Source organism: Xanthomonas campestris pv. badrii (assembly GCF_012848175.1).
In the GTDB taxonomy this organism is placed as follows: Bacteria; Pseudomonadota; Gammaproteobacteria; order Xanthomonadales; family Xanthomonadaceae; genus Xanthomonas; species Xanthomonas campestris_C.
In genome coordinates this window covers 1154772-1171357 of the sequence record NZ_CP051651.1, presented here as the reverse complement: position 1 = coordinate 1171357, position 16586 = coordinate 1154772, and the positions used below count along the sequence as shown (strand labels likewise).

Annotated in this window: 11 protein-coding genes; 2 read left to right on the top strand and 9 right to left on the bottom strand. The window is 65.5% G+C overall.

The genetic code is table 11. The annotated features are described in order from the left end of the window. The first annotated feature begins 199 nt into the window (after positions 1-199). On the top strand, positions 200-2281 hold the full coding sequence (locus HG421_RS05005; RefSeq protein WP_169705478.1) for a 3-hydroxyacyl-CoA dehydrogenase NAD-binding domain-containing protein: 2082 nt from the start codon (positions 200-202) through the stop codon (positions 2279-2281). A gap of 157 nt (positions 2282-2438) precedes the next feature. Here the strand turns inward: HG421_RS05005 and HG421_RS05000 are convergent, their stop codons facing one another. The 3 genes from HG421_RS05000 to HG421_RS04990 form a co-directional block, all read right to left on the bottom strand. Continuing rightward, on the bottom strand, positions 2439-5297 hold the full coding sequence (locus HG421_RS05000; protein WP_169705477.1) for a TonB-dependent receptor: 2859 nt from the start codon (positions 5295-5297) through the stop codon (positions 2439-2441). 302 nt (positions 5298-5599) lie between these two features. Further along, positions 5600-7222, bottom strand: a complete 1623-nt coding sequence (locus tag HG421_RS04995; RefSeq protein ID WP_169705476.1) for a tetratricopeptide repeat-containing sulfotransferase family protein — start codon at positions 7220-7222, stop codon at positions 5600-5602. 8 nt (positions 7223-7230) lie between these two features. Beyond that, positions 7231-7683, bottom strand: coding sequence for a hypothetical protein (locus tag HG421_RS04990; RefSeq protein WP_169705475.1), 453 nt, complete (start codon positions 7681-7683; stop codon positions 7231-7233). A 156-nt stretch (positions 7684-7839) separates the two neighbouring features. Here HG421_RS04990 and HG421_RS04985 point away from each other — a divergent pair, with 156 nt between their 5' ends. Next, positions 7840-9342 (top strand): sulfotransferase, encoded by a 1503-nt coding sequence (locus tag HG421_RS04985; RefSeq protein WP_169705474.1) that lies wholly within the window; start codon positions 7840-7842, stop codon positions 9340-9342. Positions 9343-9360: 18 nt separating this feature from the next. Here the strand turns inward: HG421_RS04985 and HG421_RS04980 are convergent, their stop codons facing one another. The 6 genes from HG421_RS04980 to HG421_RS04955 all read right to left on the bottom strand — a co-directional run bounded on the left by HG421_RS04980 (position 9361) and on the right by HG421_RS04955 (position 16581). Continuing rightward, entirely contained in the window at positions 9361-10644 is a 1284-nt protein-coding gene (locus HG421_RS04980) for an aspartyl/asparaginyl beta-hydroxylase domain-containing protein (RefSeq protein ID WP_169705473.1), read from the bottom strand. Positions 10645-10802: 158 nt separating this feature from the next. Continuing rightward, a complete protein-coding gene (locus tag HG421_RS04975; RefSeq protein WP_169705472.1) occupies positions 10803-11858 on the bottom strand; it encodes a zinc transporter in 1056 nt (351 codons plus the stop codon). A gap of 557 nt (positions 11859-12415) precedes the next feature. Beyond that, the gene (gene mmsB / locus HG421_RS04970) at positions 12416-13318 is read right to left on the bottom strand and encodes a 3-hydroxyisobutyrate dehydrogenase (protein WP_211161824.1); all 903 of its coding nucleotides are present in this window, start codon (positions 13316-13318) and stop codon (positions 12416-12418) included. A 115-nt stretch (positions 13319-13433) separates the two neighbouring features. Next, positions 13434-14621 carry an enoyl-CoA hydratase/isomerase family protein gene (locus HG421_RS04965; RefSeq protein ID WP_211161823.1) on the bottom strand — a complete coding sequence of 396 codons (1188 nt, stop codon included), beginning with the start codon at positions 14619-14621 and terminating at the stop codon, positions 13434-13436. Then, positions 14606-15403, bottom strand: coding sequence for an enoyl-CoA hydratase (locus HG421_RS04960; RefSeq protein ID WP_169705469.1), 798 nt, complete (start codon positions 15401-15403; stop codon positions 14606-14608). Before HG421_RS04960 ends, HG421_RS04965 begins: the two co-directional genes overlap by 16 nt. Further along, positions 15400-16581, bottom strand: coding sequence for an acyl-CoA dehydrogenase family protein (locus HG421_RS04955; protein WP_169705468.1), 1182 nt, complete (start codon positions 16579-16581; stop codon positions 15400-15402). The genes HG421_RS04960 and HG421_RS04955 overlap by 4 nt, the downstream gene beginning before the upstream one ends. Between the last annotated feature and the right edge of the window lie 5 nt (positions 16582-16586).

Genomic DNA, 16586 nt, shown 5'->3' with positions numbered 1-16586 from the left:
CAATGAGACCGCCGTTGAAGAGAAAAGTTCATACCGATCCCTACGATCGTCACGCATCAGGCTGGCGGTACCGATGCGCAGCCAGCGGCACCTCGCAAACGCGCGCGCCGTGCCTGTCGACAGGGATGGGTATTTGACGTGAAGGAAACAACCTCTGGATGATAACGGCCTTTCCTTATATCGCCGGACGGCCAACCGCATGCTTCCAGGTTTCGACGGGCTCCGATTCAGCCACTGGCAGGCCGACCTGCGCGAGGACGGCGTGCTCGTGCTCAGCATTGATCGCCAGGGCGCAGCGGTCAACGCATTTTCGCAGGAGGTGCTGCTCGAACTGGGCGCACTGGTGGAACGGCTGGCGCTGGACCCGCCCAAGGGCGTGGTGCTGCGCTCGGCCAAGGCCAACGGCTTCATTGCCGGTGCCGACCTCAAGGAATTCCAGGATTTCGACCGCAAGGGCACGGTCAACGATGCGATCCATCGCGGCCAGCAGGTGTTCCAGAAGCTGGCCGAACTGCCCTGCCCCACGGTGGCGGCCATCCACGGCTTCTGCATGGGCGGCGGTACCGAAATCGCGCTGGCCTGCCGTTACCGGGTGGCCTCCGATGACGGCAGCACCCGCATCGGCCTGCCGGAAACCAAGCTTGGCATCTTTCCCGGCTGGGGCGGCAGCGCCCGCTTGCCGCGCCTGATCGGCGCACCTGCGGCGATGGACCTGATGCTGACTGGCCGCAGCGTGTCGGCCAAGGCCGCGCGTGCCATGGGCCTGGTGGACAAGGTCGCGGCACCGGCCGTGCTGGTCGACGTGGCCGCTGCCCTGGCACTGGCCGGCACCACGCGTCCGCTCAAGCAACGCGCCACCGCCTGGGCCACCAACACCCTGCTCGCGCGCAAGCTGCTGGCGCCGCAGATGCGCAAGCAGGTCGCGCGCAAGGCGCGCAAGGAGCATTACCCGGCGCCGTACGCGTTGATCGACGTCTGGGAACGGGCCGGCGGCAGCGGCATCCAGGCGCGCCTGGCTGCCGAGCGCAAGGCGGTGGTCAAGCTCGCCAGCACCCCGGCCGCCCGCAACCTGATCCGCATCTTCTTCCTCACCGAGCGATTGAAGGCGCTGGGCGGCAAGGAGGCCGGCGGCGCGGCGGCCACACCGATCCGCCATGTGCATGTGATCGGCGCCGGCGTGATGGGCGGCGACATCGCGGCGTGGGCCGCCTACAAGGGCTTGGAGGTCACCCTGCAGGATCGCGAGCAGCGCTTCATCGACACCGCGCTGGGCCGTGGCGGCGAGCTGTTCGCCAAGCGGGTCAAGGACGAGGCCAAGCGCCCGGTGGTGGCGGCGCGCCTGCGTGGCGATCTGGCCGGTGCCGGGGTGGCGCAGGCAGACCTGGTGATCGAGGCGATCATCGAGAATCCGCAGGCCAAGCGCGAGCTGTACCAGTCGATCGAGCCGCAGCTCAAGCCCGATGCATTGCTGACGACCAATACTTCTTCGATTCCTCTGACCGAGTTGCGTGGTCATATCCAGCGCCCGGCGCAGTTCGCCGGCCTGCATTACTTCAACCCGGTGGCGATGATGCCGCTGGTGGAGATCGTGCAGCACGACGGGCTGGATCCGGCCAACGTGGCGCGCCTGGCGGCGTTCTGCAAGGCGCTGGACAAGTTCCCGGTGCCGGTGGCGGGCACCCCGGGCTTCCTGGTCAACCGCGTGCTGTTTCCGTATCTGCTCGAAGCGGCCACTGCCTATGCCGAGGGCATCCCGGGACCGGTATTGGACAAGACCGCGGTCAAGTTCGGCATGCCGATGGGGCCGATCGAGCTGATCGACACCGTGGGCCTGGACGTGGCGGCCGGCGTCGGCGCCGAGCTGGCGCCGTTCCTGCATCTGCCGATTCCAGCCGCGCTGGCGACCGTGGAAGCCGGCAAGCGCGGCAAGAAGGACGGCCAGGGCCTGTACAAGTGGGAACACGGCCGCGCGGTCAAACCGGAGGTGGCCAGCGGCTATGAAGTGCCGGCCGATCTGGAAGACCGCCTGATCCTGCCGCTACTCAACGAAGCGGTGGCCTGCCTGCATGATGGCGTGGTGGCCGATGCGGACCTGCTCGATGCCGGCGTGATCTTCGGCACCGGCTTCGCCCCGTTCCGCGGCGGCCCGATCCAGCACATCCGCTGTGTCGGCGCCGATGCCCTGCTCGCACGCCTGCAGGCACTGCATGCCCGCTACGGCGAACGTTTTGCCCCGCGCCCGGGCTGGGACTCGCCGGTGTTGCGCCAGCCGGTGGCGTAAGGCGCCACCGACGCGCGCGGGAGGGCTGGCGATGCATTGAAGTCAGCCTTGATCCGTTCGCACCGCAGCTGCGTGTCGATGGCATCGATGCAGACGCACTACACAAAAGAACGGCGAGCCAAGCCCGCCGTTCTTTTTTACCTACTGGCCATGCGGCTTAGAAACGCAGACCCACACTGGTGAAGAAGTAACGCCCGGCCTGGTCGTAACCACCCAGCGAATTGCCGTTGAAGGTCAGGCTGCCACCCACCAAGGGCGGTTCCTTGTCGGCGATATTGTTGATGCCCAGGGTCCATGTCACGTAATCGCCCAACTGCACCGAACCGGAAAGATCGAAGTAGTTGTAGGCCGACACCTTGTTGTCCTGGTTCACCAGGCGCACGTCGGTGGTGCCGCGGGTGCCGTCGGTGTTCTGGTAGTCCAGCTCGCCGATGTAGCGCCAGCGCAAACCAACGGTGTACCGGTCGAAACTGTAGCGCGTGCTCAGCACATGCCGCCACTCGGCACTGTTGCATGCCACGTTGACCACGCCTGCGCAGTCGTAGGTCACTTCCTGCACGCCCGGAACCGGCTCGTATTCCTGCTTGATGGCATAACTACCCATCATCGAAGCGGTCAGGCGCCCCGGCCCGATGCTCCATGCATACGATGCGGTCAGATCGATACCCTGGAAGTGCAACGAGCCGAAATTGTCCTGGGAATTGAAGATCAGACCCGAGACGTCCGCGTCGCTGCCGCGGAACAGATCGCCTGTCGTGGCATTACGACGAATGCGGCTGCACAGGTCCGCGTTACCGGTCACACCGCAGGCGGTCAGGATATTGGACGAGCCGATGGCGCGGATGGCATCGTCGATCTTGATGTCGTAGTAGTCCACGCTCAGGTCCAGGCCCTTGACCGGACTGGCAGCGAAACCGACGGTCCAGGTATTGGCCGTTTCCGGCTGCAACGCCGTATTGCCGCCGCCGATCTCGTTGTACTGGCCGGCCGGGTTGGCTGCAACGCGACCGTACTGCGCTGCCGTCACGCCCGTATTGGCGCACTGGGCCTGGGTGAAGACCGGATTGGCACCGGCGCAGGGGTCGCTACCACTCCACAGGTTGATCGTATTTTCGTTGTACAGCTCGGTCACGTTGGGAGCGCGGATCGCACGGTTCCACCCTGCACGCAGATGGTATTTGCCATCCACGAATGTCGCGCCCAGACCGGCCTTGTAGGTACTCACACCGCCAGAAATATCGTAATCGGAGTAACGGTAGCCGAGCTGCATGTCGAGATGATCCAGGCTACCTACGTTGGCCAGCAGGGGTACGGCACCTTCCAGGAACAGCTCCTTGACGCCGATATCGCCAGAAACATTGGAGGTAGGACCACCCAGGCCGGTGAAGTTGCCGATCTGCATATTGCTGTCGGCAATGCGCCTGAAGGTCTCGTTACGGGTTTCCACACCACCCACGACGCTGATCGGGTTATCGCCGGCCCACGGGAGGCTGTAACCGAAGTTGCCCGTCACATAGGCATTGAACACGCGCATCGAGGTTTCGTAATTGACGATACCCACGCCCTGCAGCGCCTCCGCTTCCGCAGCGGTCACGCTATCGTTCCAGACGCTGTAGGGAACGCAGCCATCGAACGAACCCGGCTGGCAGCCCAGCAACGCGTCGCGCACACGGGTGGTGACGAAGTCGTTCCGGTTCTCCGATTTGGTGGTGCTGCGGTTGTAGGTGAACGAGGCGTCGTAGGACCAATTGTCGTTGATGTCGCCTTGGGCACCGGTAGTGATGCTGAAGCTGTTGGTATCTGAGTCGGTGATGCGCGGGCCACCTTCTACGTTGCGCTTGGCCACATAGACAGTGAACTCGTCGTCGGTGATGCCCACATCGTTACACAGGCTACCGATCACCGAGGTTGCACAGTTGACGTTGAGATCGGTAAAGAATGCGCCCGACGGCGCGATCTGGGTCGAGCTCTTGCGGTTGACGAACAAGGTTTCGAGGTAGGGCTTGAAGTGCTCGTTGACCTCGTACTTGATGTTGGTACCGGCGGTGTAGCGCGTGTCCGGCCGCTGGTAATAGTTCAACGGTGCAAAGTTGTACAGATTCGGCGATGCCACCTGCGACCAGGTGCCGCCTGCGGAAGGTTGCACGTAGAAAGCGCCGGCCGATGGGGCCACGACGTAGAAGTTGGCCGGGTCGGCAGTGGCCGAGCCACCGCAGGCGGTGCCTGCCGTACTCAACGCACAGGCGGAGTAATCGCGCTGCCCCTGCAGCAATGGATCATTCTCGCGCCAGGTCGCCCACGCCGTGGCATGACCGGACTCGCCGAAGCTGCCGCCGATGGCGAGGTCGACATTGCGGGAGATGCCGTCAAAACCGGAATTGCCGGTGGGATAATCGTAGCCGGCCTCATCCATCAACCCGCGCATCAGCTTGTTGCCGTTGTCGTGCTGATAGGCGTTGTAGCCAATGTCCACGTTGACGCCTTCGAACTCGTCATCCAGCACGAAGTTGACCACGCCAGCAACGGCGTCCGAGCCGTACACCGCAGACGCACCGCCGGTCAGGACGTCCACGCGGCGCACCAACGCTGCAGGAATGATGCTGATATCCGGACTTTCGCCGATGCCTTTGGGAATACGCCGGCCATTGACGAGGGTCAGTGTGCGCTGCGCGCCCAGCCCGCGCAGGTCGACCGTTGCATAGCCCAAGGAACCGTTATTGGAAAAATTGTCGAACGACGCTGCAAGCTGCGGATACTGATTGATCAGATCTTCGACCTTGGTCGAGCCGGTGTACTGGAATTCTTCCTTGTTGATTTCCGCCACCGGGCTGGAGGCAGTCATTGTCTGGCTCTTGATACGCGTGCCAGTAGGACTGACCGTAATCGTATCCAGCGTCTTTGCATCAGCCGATGGCGCGTCTTGCGCCATCGCGGCACCTGTAAAAGCCAGTGCAGCGGCGCCAACCGTGAGCGATACCCTGATCGCGTCACGCAGTTTGCTGGTCTTCAATCTCATCTCTCTCTCCGACAGTCCGAACGGATAGCGCAGGGCAAGACCTGGCTCTGGGGAGGCACAGGTGCGGAACCACTGCGACGACGTTGGCGAGCGCCCAAAAAGCGCAGGCCACATTGGCTAACGAGGGCGAATAGGCGCCCAAAAAAGTTGCCAACCCGATGTTAAGACGATGTTGAGGGAAATTAAAGCCCCGTTAAATCATGCGCCTCAGCGGTGCACAGATTCCCCAGAAAGGTGCGCTGGTCCGGCCTGCGCCCTGGACCAACAAGTAGTCTGCTGCAGCTCGCTTTTCCATCGCGGGCTCAGCCAGATTCTTTCAAATCCGCCAGCTCGACGCCGCCCCCCCGTAGCCGATCGACCAACACACCGAGCCCGGACAGGTGCCGACGAGAGCCGTGCACCGACCGTTGATGCACATCTCCGCGCACCTGCGCCGCGCTTGCGGTAACAAACGCCACCTCGTCCAGTTCGGGACGTGCCTCGCCCGGCGCGAGCCCGCACCACTGGAGCACGCGTGCCATCTGACTGTCGGTTTCGCGCACCAGGTCCTCGTAGCGCACATCCAGAATCTGTCCGGGCAGCACGGTGTGCCAGTGCTGCATGGTCTGCCGGTATGCGAGGTAGTACTCGGCAATCTCGTCGAGCCTGTACGAAAACGGATAGGCGTTGTAGAACAACGTCTTGTACATGGCGTAGCAGGTGTCGAGCGGGTCGCGCACCAGATGGACGATGCGGGCCTTGGGCAACGCGGTGGCGATCATTCCACAGTAGAGATAGTTGATCGGCATCTTGTCGATCAGTACCGGATGCCCCTGCACGACCTCGCTCGCGCCGCGAACATACTCCGCACCAAGTGCGGCGAAGTCGATCTGCAGCGACGCCTGTGCTGCAGTCATCTTCCCCGGATCACCAGACATCACGCGGGATGTCGCCGCCCCGAGGACGGCGGCGAAATCCATCAGCTCACCCGCTGAACGTGCTCCACCACGCTGCACGAGGAGCCGTTCGAGCAGCGTAGTTCCCGATCGCGGCAAGCCGACGATGAAGATCACGCCTTCCCCCCCCTGCCCCGGACGCAAGGACTGCAACGTGTGTTGCCTGTAGGCATCCCGTATTGCAGCGATATGCGCGCATTCGGCGGCGACGTCGTACTGCAGGGTTGCACGCTTGCATGCCGCCGCGGCAGTCAGTGCCTCGAACGACTCAGCGTGTTGCCCGAGATCCTCCAGCTCCTTGGCCAGCGCAAACAGGCCTGCCGCCCTGGCCGGTGGATCGAGCGCGGAGGCGGCCAGCCTGCGACGCAGGTCGTCCAGGTGATGTTGCTGCACGGTCTGCCGGCGCAGCGTGGCGCGCAGGTAAAGGGCGTCGCCGGCGCCTGGCATCAGCTGCAACAGCCGGTCCAGGACGCGCTCTGCCGCTTCGAATTCGCCGCTGAAGAACTGCATCGTTGCAAGGTCGTACATCAGCCGTGGCTGTTCGCCCAGTAGCGCCAGCGCATCCCGATAGGCATCGCGCGCCGCAGCCACGTCCTGGCAGCCGCTATGCAGCGTACCGATCTGCCAGAGCGCTGCACCATCCCGTGCCGACAGCGCCTGCGCCCGATGCGCGACCATGCGAGCCTCGCGGCGGCGGCGCAGCTGCACCAGCAAACTGCCGTACTTGATCAGCAGCGGAACTGGCGACGTCGCAACCGATGCGGCCGTCTCGATGCGTTCGGCTGCAGTGTCCGGATCGCCGTTGGCCAGCCAGGCTTCGCTGGCCAGCTCAAGCAGGTGCGCATCCATGGGGCGATCCGCGCAGGCGCGCTCGGCCAGTTCGACCGCTTCGCGGTAACGCCCCTGGCGCAGCAGCTGATATCCATCGCGCAGGATGCGCTCTCGCGGAGTTCCACTCACGTCTTTCTCCTTGTCGCCCACGTTGCTCATGCGCCAGATCAATCCACGCGGCGCGCGCGCAGTGCGACACCGCCCGGGGTGACCAGCATGAAGCTGCCCATCGCCGCCTTTCGGATCGTCACCACATCACGCTCGGCCACGTGACCGCGACTGGTGGGTTCGGTCACTGCCCAGCGCTGCTGGTTATCCAGTGTCACGATGCGGGTGCCGTCGGTCCGATACGCCACGGCAAGCACGGCGGCGCTGACCTGCGCAGGCGGCTTGTCGCCAGACGCTGACGCTGGGCGGGCCGCATCGTGGCCGAATTCCCGTACCGCCCTGCTGGCTTCGGCAGCGCGTACCGCCGGCGTTGGCGGGAAGCTGGTGTCATAGCAGGCCAGGCGCGGCACTGGATCGGGCACCGAGGCGCAGGCGTGCGTAGGCGCCTCCTGCGCGCCCGCAGCCCATGCGCAACCCAGCAGCATCTGGCCCCACAGCATCCGCTTGTGCATCGTGCGTCTTCGCCTTTCGAGGGTGCCTGAGCATACAAGGCAACCGCCTGCCAGTGGTACGGACATTGCCACCACACTCCCGTGCCGATTGAACAGCCAAGGCGCGCCGCCTAAGCTGCAGCCAGTCACCTGGTACCCATGCGTCGAGGCAGCGTCTTGAAGACTTCCTTGCAGCAGGCTGCGCAACTTCTGCAGCAGGGACAGCTGCCGCAGGCCATCGCCGCCTATCGACACATCCTGCAAACCAAACCCGACTGCGCCGATGCCTGGTACAACCTGGGCTATCTGCTACGCCGCACCGGCGAAGCCGCAGCGGCACTGGACGCGTACGGGCAGGCATTGCGGTGTGGTGCAGACGCCCCTGAGCAGATTCACCTCAACCGGGCCGCGCTGCTGAGCGAGCAGCTGCATCAGGACACCCTGGCGCTGCACGAACTCGGGCTCGCGCTGCGCTGCCGCCCGGACTATCCGCCCGCGTTGCTCAATCTCGGCAATCTGCACGAGGAGTTGGGAGACCGCGATCAGGCGATCGCGGCGTATTCGCGACTCATCGGCATTGCCCATGCCGACGCGTCGACCCATGCACTGCAACTGCAGGCCGGCGCGCGCCTGCTGCATCTGGACCCTCCCACGCATGCGACGGATGCGCGGCTGGTCAGTCTCGCCCGCGCAGTCGCAGTGGGGGGCCAGGACGCAGCGCTGATGAGTACCATCTCGCATGCGCTGGCGCAGGCCTATGATCGCCTGGGGCTGCATCAGCTTGCCTTCGCGGCGGCAAGCACGGCCAACCGCCACGGTCACACGCGGGCCAGGCGCTATGACCCGCAGCGGATCGAGCAGTTTTTTTCCGATCTGACCTGTGTGTTTGCGCAAGACAGCCCGGAGCACCGGCACGACACCTTGGCCGCTGCACACGACACGACAGAGCCCTTGTTTATCTGCGGGATGTTCCGTTCCGGCTCGACCTTGCTTGAGCAGGTGCTTTCGCGCCACCCGAACATCGCCGCAGGCGGCGAGCTGGATGCGCTGCCGCGCCTGGTTGCGCAGACGCTCTCGCCGTTTCCACAGGCCGCGCACGCGCTGTCCGGGCAGATGCTGACGCAACTGGCAGCCCGCTATCGACAACGCGTGGCGATGGCGGTGCCGGAACAGGCCCAGCTGCGCTACATCACCGACAAGCGTCCGGACAACTTTCAACTGATCGGCCTGATCAAGCGGCTGTTTCCTCTGGCCAGGATCGTGCACACCCGTCGCCACCCACTGGACACCGGGCTGTCGATCTTCATGCAGCAACTCAATCCGCACCAGTTCGGCTATGCGGGCAAGCTGGAGGATATTGGCCACTTCTATGCAAGCTATGCGCAACTGATGCGCCATTGGCTGGCGCTGTATCCGGACAGCATCCACACCTTCGATTACGACGCCTTCGTTGCTGCCCCGGAGCCCACGCTGCGCGCACTGCTCGACTTCCTGCAGCTGCCCTGGGAGCCGGAATGCCTGGACTTCCATCGCGCGCGCAATGCGGTCAGAACCGCCAGCTACTGGCAGGTACGCCGGCCGCTGCACAGTGAAGCGTCGGGCCGCTGGCGTGCTTACGCCGCGCAACTGTCCCCGTTGCGGGACGCGCTCACCCGAGCCGGGGTCGCCATCGCGGAGTGAGCACCTGCCGGCCGGCGCTCATCCGGCGCGGTGGCTGGCGATGACCGTCTCCATCGCATTGACCATGGCGCGCTCTTCGTTGCTGAGCAATGGATTCCACACATCGAAGATCAGCACGACGCGCGTCTGCGCGCTGTCGTTGCGCGCCTCATGCTCGATCGAATCATCGAACACCAGCACCTGCCCGACCTCCCAGCGACGCCAATCAAAGCCCACCCGGAAGCTGCAGCCCTCCGGCACGATCAACGGCAAATGCGCCACCAGGCGTGCATTGGTTTCGCCATAATGCGGGGGGATCACGGTGTGCGGCGCAAGCACCGAAAACATCGCGTTGGGGCAGACCCCATCGATCCGTGCCGCATCAACCAGGGACAGCGCTGCGGCGGTGACGGGGCAACGCTGCACGTGCGACTGGACGGGCTGGCCGTGCTGCCAGAGCGGATACGAGCTCCATGCGGGCGAGTGGTTGAGCGCCTGCCACTGGTTCACCGGCTGACCGGCGGCGTAGGCGATGTAGGGCGCGAACCCCTCCCTGTCGCCGTGCATCGCCGCGTGCAATTCTTCGGTGATGGCAGCTGTCTGTTCCTGCAGGGCAGCGACCCACGGAAACGCCGCGGTGTCATGAAAGGTCACCGCCGGTAGCCGGGGAATATGCAGGCGATTGGATTGGGAATGGAACGGCCGACTCCGGCCGCATGCGATCGCTGCCGCCTCGTCCCAGCGCCCGTGGAGTGCAGCATCCACCGACGCGCGCGGGGCCTGCAGAACGGCACGCAGCTGCGCTTCCAGCTCCAGCGTGTCCTGCTCCACCGCCTGGCTTGCGCGTGCGAGCTTGCGCCGCAGGACCGCCGGCCATTGCGGCTCCGGCGGTGCGACTTTGAGCGCATCGCGGTAGACACCGGCGGCCGCACGTGTCTTGCCGCGCGCGTCGAGAAACGCCGCCTTGGCCAGCAAAGCGGGCAAGAAGTAAGGATCGATCGTCAGCGCCGCGCTGATCGCCTGCCATTCCCCATCGATATCGCCCTGCGCCTGCTTCACCACGGCGATGGTCAGCACGATCATCGGATCGGCAGGGCCGCTTGCGCGCGCGCCTTGCAGAAACTCGAGGGCGGCCAGTGCATCGCCTCGCTGATGCGCGTGCACCCCGAGGCTGTACAGGGCCTGCGGATGCGCAGGCGCCAGCTGTCGCACCTGTTGCCACAACTGCTCTGCCTGCTGCCAGCGCCCCGCCGATGCTTCGGCACCCGCCTGCTGCATCAACTCGGCGATGCGCGCGTTGAGTTGCTCGACCTGTGCTGCCATCACATCTCCCCCGTTTCGGACCTGTCCTGGTTCGATCATACGGTCTGGAAGCTGGTGCAACCGCCTTGCGCGCGACGACAGCACTGACTGTCGCACCACCCGCCCGCTACAGCCGCCGGGGGCCTGGATGCCGCACGCCTTTTTAGGGTCTCGCCAGCTTAGTGGCTGTGGCCATCGTGGGCATGGGAGTGCCCATGTGCGTGATTTCCGTGGGAATGAGTCCCATCGGAATGCGATGAGGCATGCGCATGACCGGCATGCGACTGCGACGTGGAATGCCCCTGCACGTGGCCGGATGGCATGGCGTCGTGCGCGGGCTGCGGCGTGCCACACGGCGGCGTGCCGCAATCGCCACTTTCCACCTGCAAGGTGACGTGGGCGATGTCGAAGCGTTCGTGCAGGAGCGTGCCGAGCGCGTCGCGCAGGCGGTCGCGGTCGGTGGACTCGCCCACCACCACGTGCGCGGTGAGTGCAGGCGTGCTGGAGGCCAGCGCCCAGACATGCAGGTCGTGCACATCGTCCACGCCCGGGTAGCCGATCAGGGCCTGACGTACCTGCGCCAGGTCGATGCCCTTGGGCACACCTTCCAGCAAGACGTTGATCGCTTCGCGCAGCAGCACCCAGGTGCGCGGCAGCACCCACAGGCCGATCAGCACGGCCAGTACCGGGTCGATCCACTGCCAGCCGGTCCAGCGGATCAGCAAGGCGCCGACGATCACCGCCACCGAGCCGAGCATGTCGCTCCAGACCTCCAGGTAGGCACCCTTGACGTTGAGGCTTTCGCCGCTGCCGGCGTGCAGCAGCTTCATGGCGATCAGATTGATCGCCAGGCCGAGCCCGGCGATCAACAGCATGCCGTTGGAGGAAATGTCCTGTGGCGCGCGAAAGCGTTGCGCGGCTTCCCACAGGATGTAGGCACCAACGCCGAACAGCAGTGCGCCATTGACCAGTGCCCCCAGCGCTTCAAGGCGCACATAACCGTAGGTACGGCGTGCGTCGGCCGGGCGCCGGCTCAGGCGCACGGCGAGCAACGCGATCATCAAGCCGAGCGTGTCGGTGGCCATATGCGCGGCATCGGACAGCAAGGCCAGGCTGTTGGACACGAACGCACCGATGACTTCGGCCACCAGGAAGGTCGCCGTCAGGCCGAGCGCCCACCACAGCGGTGCTTCGTGGCGGATGTCGCTGGGGGCGTGGTTGTGGTCGTGTCCCATGATGTGCGGCCTCGTGCAGTGCGCGCACACAGTAGGCGCGCGGGCATGCGGAGACTATTACACCTGTGCGTGATGAAATCACATCACGCGAACGCGGCACTGCGCCGTATTGCCCAGGCCGGGTAGCAACGTGAAGCGGCTGACAAAAGCGTTCGAACACCGTCGCAATGGCGTTACGTACTGATCCCACTGCCTTCATTTTCGGGTGGAGTGAGGTCGTAATGGCAGTGCGATTGCTCGGGTGGAAGAGGCTGACCAGACCGCGCTTCCTCAGACACCACGCTGCATGCACTGCTTGCAAGCATGCATACCAACCATCTCGACAGGCCCTTGCCTGCTTACCGTCGCGGGACCTTATGCGGCATGGATGCCGCATAAGAGCCTACATGGAGGTACTTGCGGCGTGTCCCGCGATGGTGGGCGGGCAAGGGCCTCGCAGCCAAGCCGCAGATCATCGCTCTGCAACCTACGCCCCCTGTTCGATCACACCAAGGAGGCGAATTACAACGCCAGCGACGCCCAATTGGTGATGGGCGCAGTGGCTATATAAGCCACTCTCAAACCTTGGCCACCAGCTTGACCACGCTGGAAAAATCCAGGCCACCGTTACCGGCCTGGCTGTTCATCGCATATAGATTGCGCGCCAGCTCGCCCAGCGGGATCGAGACGCCAGCCTGCACCGCCGATTCGGCTACCAGCCCCAGATCCTTGAGCATCAAATCATTGCCGAAGCCACCGCTGTAGCCGCGCGAAGCCGGCGCGTTGGGCAGCACGCCCGGCCAGGGATTGCAGACCTCGGTGGCCCAGCTGCGACCGGTGCTGACCGCCATCATCTGCGACAGCACCGCCGGGTCCAGACCTTGCGCGACGCCCAGCGCCAGCGCCTCGCCGGTGGCGGCCATGATCACGCCCAGCGCCATGTTGTTGCACAGCTTGGCGACCTGGCCGGCGCCGTTGTCGCCGACGTGGAAGATGTTCTTGCCCATCGCCTGCAGCACCGGACGCGCACGCTCCAGTGCATCGGCAGCACCACCGACGATGAAGGTCAGCGTGCCGGCCGCCGCACCGGCAGTGCCACCGGAGACCGGGGCGTCCAGCATCGCCAACCCGCGCGCGTGCGCGGCGTCGGCCACCTTGCGCGCGGAGACCGGGGCGATGGTGCTGCAGTCGATGACCAGCGCGCCGTCCGGAATCTGCGCCAGGATGCCGCCATCGCCCAGGTACAGGCCTTCCACGTGGCGGCTGGCCGGCAACATCGACATGACGATCTCGGCATCGGCCAGGGTGTCGTGCGCCGAGCCGGCCGCCTGCGCGCCGGCGGCCGCAGCAGCGTCCAGCGCAGCAGGCATCAGGTCGAACACACGCAACTGGTGGCCGGCCTTGATCAGGTTGGCGGCCATCGGGCCACCCATGTTGCCCAGGCCGATAAAGGCGATCTTGCTCATCGTGTCGATCTCCAGGTTGGAGCATGCATCGGAAGAAGAAACGGATTGCACCCGTGCAGCAGCGACCTCGCGGCTGCACGGATACAGGGCGCACGCATGCCTGCCTGCGCGCTGCCGCGCGTCGCGGTGCCTAGCCGGTGCCCAGATTGGCCAACGGATGCTGCTCCGCCGGCCAGGGGGCGTCGAAGAAGGTTGCTGCCCACGCTGCATCGGCTTCGCCCAGCGATGCTGGTTGCCAGCGCGGCTGGCGGTCCTTGTCGATCAGCAGCGCACGGATGCCTTCGGCAAAATCGCCATGCGCGGCGGCATGCAGCGCAACCACATACTCGGTACGAAACGTGTCGGCCAGCGTGGCGGTACCGGGATGACGTTGCAGCTCCCAGGCCAAACGTGCCGAACCCGGCGAACCGGCGGCCAGCGTGGTGCGCGCGGCCTGCAGCCAGGCATCTTCGCTCTGCAGGGCGTCGATGGCCGCGACGACCTGCTCCAGCGTGTCGCCAGACACCAGTTGCGCAATCAACCCCGCATGCAGTTGCAACGGACCCGGCTCCAGCGGCTGTGCCAGGCCTTGCAGGAACGCGCCCAGTTGCGCGCGATCCTCCTGCGCATCGCCGCTCCACGCGTGCGCGACCAGCGCTTCCAGCACCGCCGGAAACTGCGCATGCTCCAACTGCACATCCGCCAACCCGGCATGGATGGCATCGCTGGCATTGAGTGGGGCCCCGGTCAACGCCAGGAACAGGCCGGCGCCGTCCGGCACGCGACGCAGCAGCCAGCTGCCGCCCACGTCCGGGAACAGGCCAACAGTGATTTCGGGCATGGCCAGGCGCGAGCGCTCGGTGACGACGCGATGGCTGGCGCCGGACATCAGCCCGATGCCGCCGCCCATCACGATGCCATGGCCCCAGCACAGCACCGGCTTGGGATAGGTGTGGATGCGGTAGTCCAGCCGATATTCTTCTTCGAAGAAGGCAGCCGCATGCGCATTGTCCTGTGGCCTGGCGCGTCGCTGCGCAGCCTCGGGTACTGCATCGCGATGCGCGCGCATGCTTTGGTAGAGCCCATGCAGATCGCCGCCAGCACACAAGGCCTTGTCGCCGGCGCCACGCAACACCACGCAGGCAATCTGCGCATCATCGGCCCAGGCCCGCAATTGCGCGTCCAGCAGCCGCGTCATCTCCAGCGACAACCCGTTGAGGGTCTTGGGCGCGTTCAAGGTGGCGATGCCGATGCAATGCCCATCGGCGCAGTCGCGCTGCTCGAACAGCACCGGCGCATCTTCGCGTGTGCTGGTCTGGGCCATCAGGGCGCGCTCCAGCGCGGCGCGCGTTTTTCCAGGAACGCGGCAACGCCTTCGGCCTGGTCGGCCTGCTCGAACAGATCCACGAAGGCCTCGCGTTCGGCCACCAGGGCTGCGGCATGGGTGCCGGTGCGGGTGGCCTGCACCAACCGCTTACAGGCCGCAACACTGACCGGGCTCTGCTTGCCGGCACGCTGCGCCCAGGCGATCGCCAATGCGCGCGACTCGCCCTGACCGACAACTTCTTCCACCAATCCGATGCGCTGCGCAGTGGCGGCATCGATGCGTTCGCCGAGCAGGATCATGCGCTTGGCCCAGCCCTCGCCGACCAAGCGCGGCAGGTTTTGCGTACCGCCGGCGCATGGCAGCAGGCCGACGCTGGCTTCCGGCAAGGCGAGCTGTGCGTGCTGCTCGGCAATGCGCAGATCGCAGGCCAGCGCGCATTCCAGCCCGCCGCCCATGGCATAGCCGTTGATGGCGGCAATCGACACGCCGCGGAACGCACTCAACGCCTCGAAACCTTCGCCGAAGCGACGCGCCGCCTCGCGCGCCACGGCCTGGTCGCCATTGGCGAACTGCTTGAGGTCGGCGCCGGCGCTGAAGAACTTCTCGCCTTGGCCGGTGATCACCAGCGCGTACACGCTGCGGTCGGCATCCAGCGCATGCACCAGGTCGCGCAAGGCAGCCAGGCTCTGCACGGTCCAGGTATTGGCCGGCGGGTTGCTCAGCGTGACGATGGCCACATGGCCATCGCGCTCGACCTGCAGGCCGGTATGGACGCGTCCTTCCCAATCGCTCATCGCAGTTCCTCCTCGCCGTTGAGCAGGTGACGCGCCACGATCATGCGCATCACTTCGTTGGTGCCTTCCAGGATGCGATGCACGCGGCTGTCGCGCAGCAGTCGCTCGATCGGGTACTCGCGGATATAGCCATACCCGCCGTGGATCTGCAGCGCCTCGTCGCAGATGGCAAAGCCGGCATCGGTGGCGAAGCGCTTGGCCATCGCGCACCACACGGTGGCATCGTGGCTGCCGGCATCGAGCTTGCGCGCGGCGGTATGCACCATCTGCCGCGCGGCCACCAGCTGCGTGGCCATATCGGCCAGCTTGAACTGCAGGGCCTGGAAATCGGCCAGTTTCTTGCCGAACTGGCGACGCTCGCCCATGTAGCGGCGCGCGGCATCCAGTGCGCCTTGCGCGGCCCCCAGCGAACAGGCGGCGATATTGATGCGGCCGCCGTCCAGCGCCTTCATCGCGATCTTGAAGCCCTCGCCCTCCTCGCCGAGCAGGTTGGCGGCGGGAATGCGCACATCGGCAAAGGTCACCCCGCGCGTGGGCTGGCTGTTCCAGCCCATCTTTTCTTCCTTGCGGCCGTAGCTGATACCCGGCGCATCGGCCGGCACTGCGAACGCGCTGATGCCACGGGCGCCGTCTTCGCCGGTGCGTGCCATCACCACCAGCACATCGGTGGCGCCGGCGCCGGAAATGAAGGCCTTGCTGCCGTTGAGCACGTAACTGTCGCCATCGCGCTGCGCGCGGGTCTTCAGCGAGGCCGCATCCGAACCGCTGCCCGGTTCGGTCAGGCAGTACGAGCCCAGCTTGGCGCCGCTGGTCATCGCCTCGCCCCACTGCGCGCGTACCGCCTCGTTACCGTAGCTGGCGATCAACCAGGTGGCCATGTTGTGGATGCTGATGAAGGCCGAGGTGGACGGATCGACCGTGGCCAGTTCCTCGAAGACCACTGCCGCATCGAGCCGGCGCATGCCCAGGCCGCCGACACCCTCGTCGGTGTACAGGCCGCAAAAGCCGAGTTCGGCGGCCTTGGCGATGGCCTCGCGCGGGAAGTGCCCTTCGGCGTCCCACTGCGCCGCATGTGGGGCAAGTTCCTTGTCGGCGAAGTCACGCGCGGCGGCGCGGAAGGCCTCCTGCTCGTCGTTCAGATCGGCCGCGTTGGGGTGGAGCTGGATGGCTGCATTCATGGCGA

Bases quoted from the DNA above. Each gene is read 5' to 3' on its own strand.
- HG421_RS04995 (WP_169705476.1), bottom strand. From the start codon at position 7,222: ATGAGCAACGTGGGCGACAAGGAGAAAGACGTGAGTGGAACTCCGCGA.
- HG421_RS05005 (WP_169705478.1), top strand. From the start codon at position 200: ATGCTTCCAGGTTTCGACGGGCTCCGATTCAGCCACTGGCAGGCCGAC.
- HG421_RS05000 (WP_169705477.1), bottom strand. From the start codon at position 5,297: ATGAGATTGAAGACCAGCAAACTGCGTGACGCGATCAGGGTATCGCTC.
- HG421_RS04975 (WP_169705472.1), bottom strand. From the start codon at position 11,858: ATGGGACACGACCACAACCACGCCCCCAGCGACATCCGCCACGAAGCA.
- HG421_RS04990 (WP_169705475.1), bottom strand. From the start codon at position 7,683: ATGCACAAGCGGATGCTGTGGGGCCAGATGCTGCTGGGTTGCGCATGG.
- HG421_RS04980 (WP_169705473.1), bottom strand. From the start codon at position 10,644: ATGGCAGCACAGGTCGAGCAACTCAACGCGCGCATCGCCGAGTTGATG.
- HG421_RS04960 (WP_169705469.1), bottom strand. From the start codon at position 15,403: ATGAGCGATTGGGAAGGACGCGTCCATACCGGCCTGCAGGTCGAGCGC.
- HG421_RS04955 (WP_169705468.1), bottom strand. From the start codon at position 16,581: ATGAATGCAGCCATCCAGCTCCACCCCAACGCGGCCGATCTGAACGAC.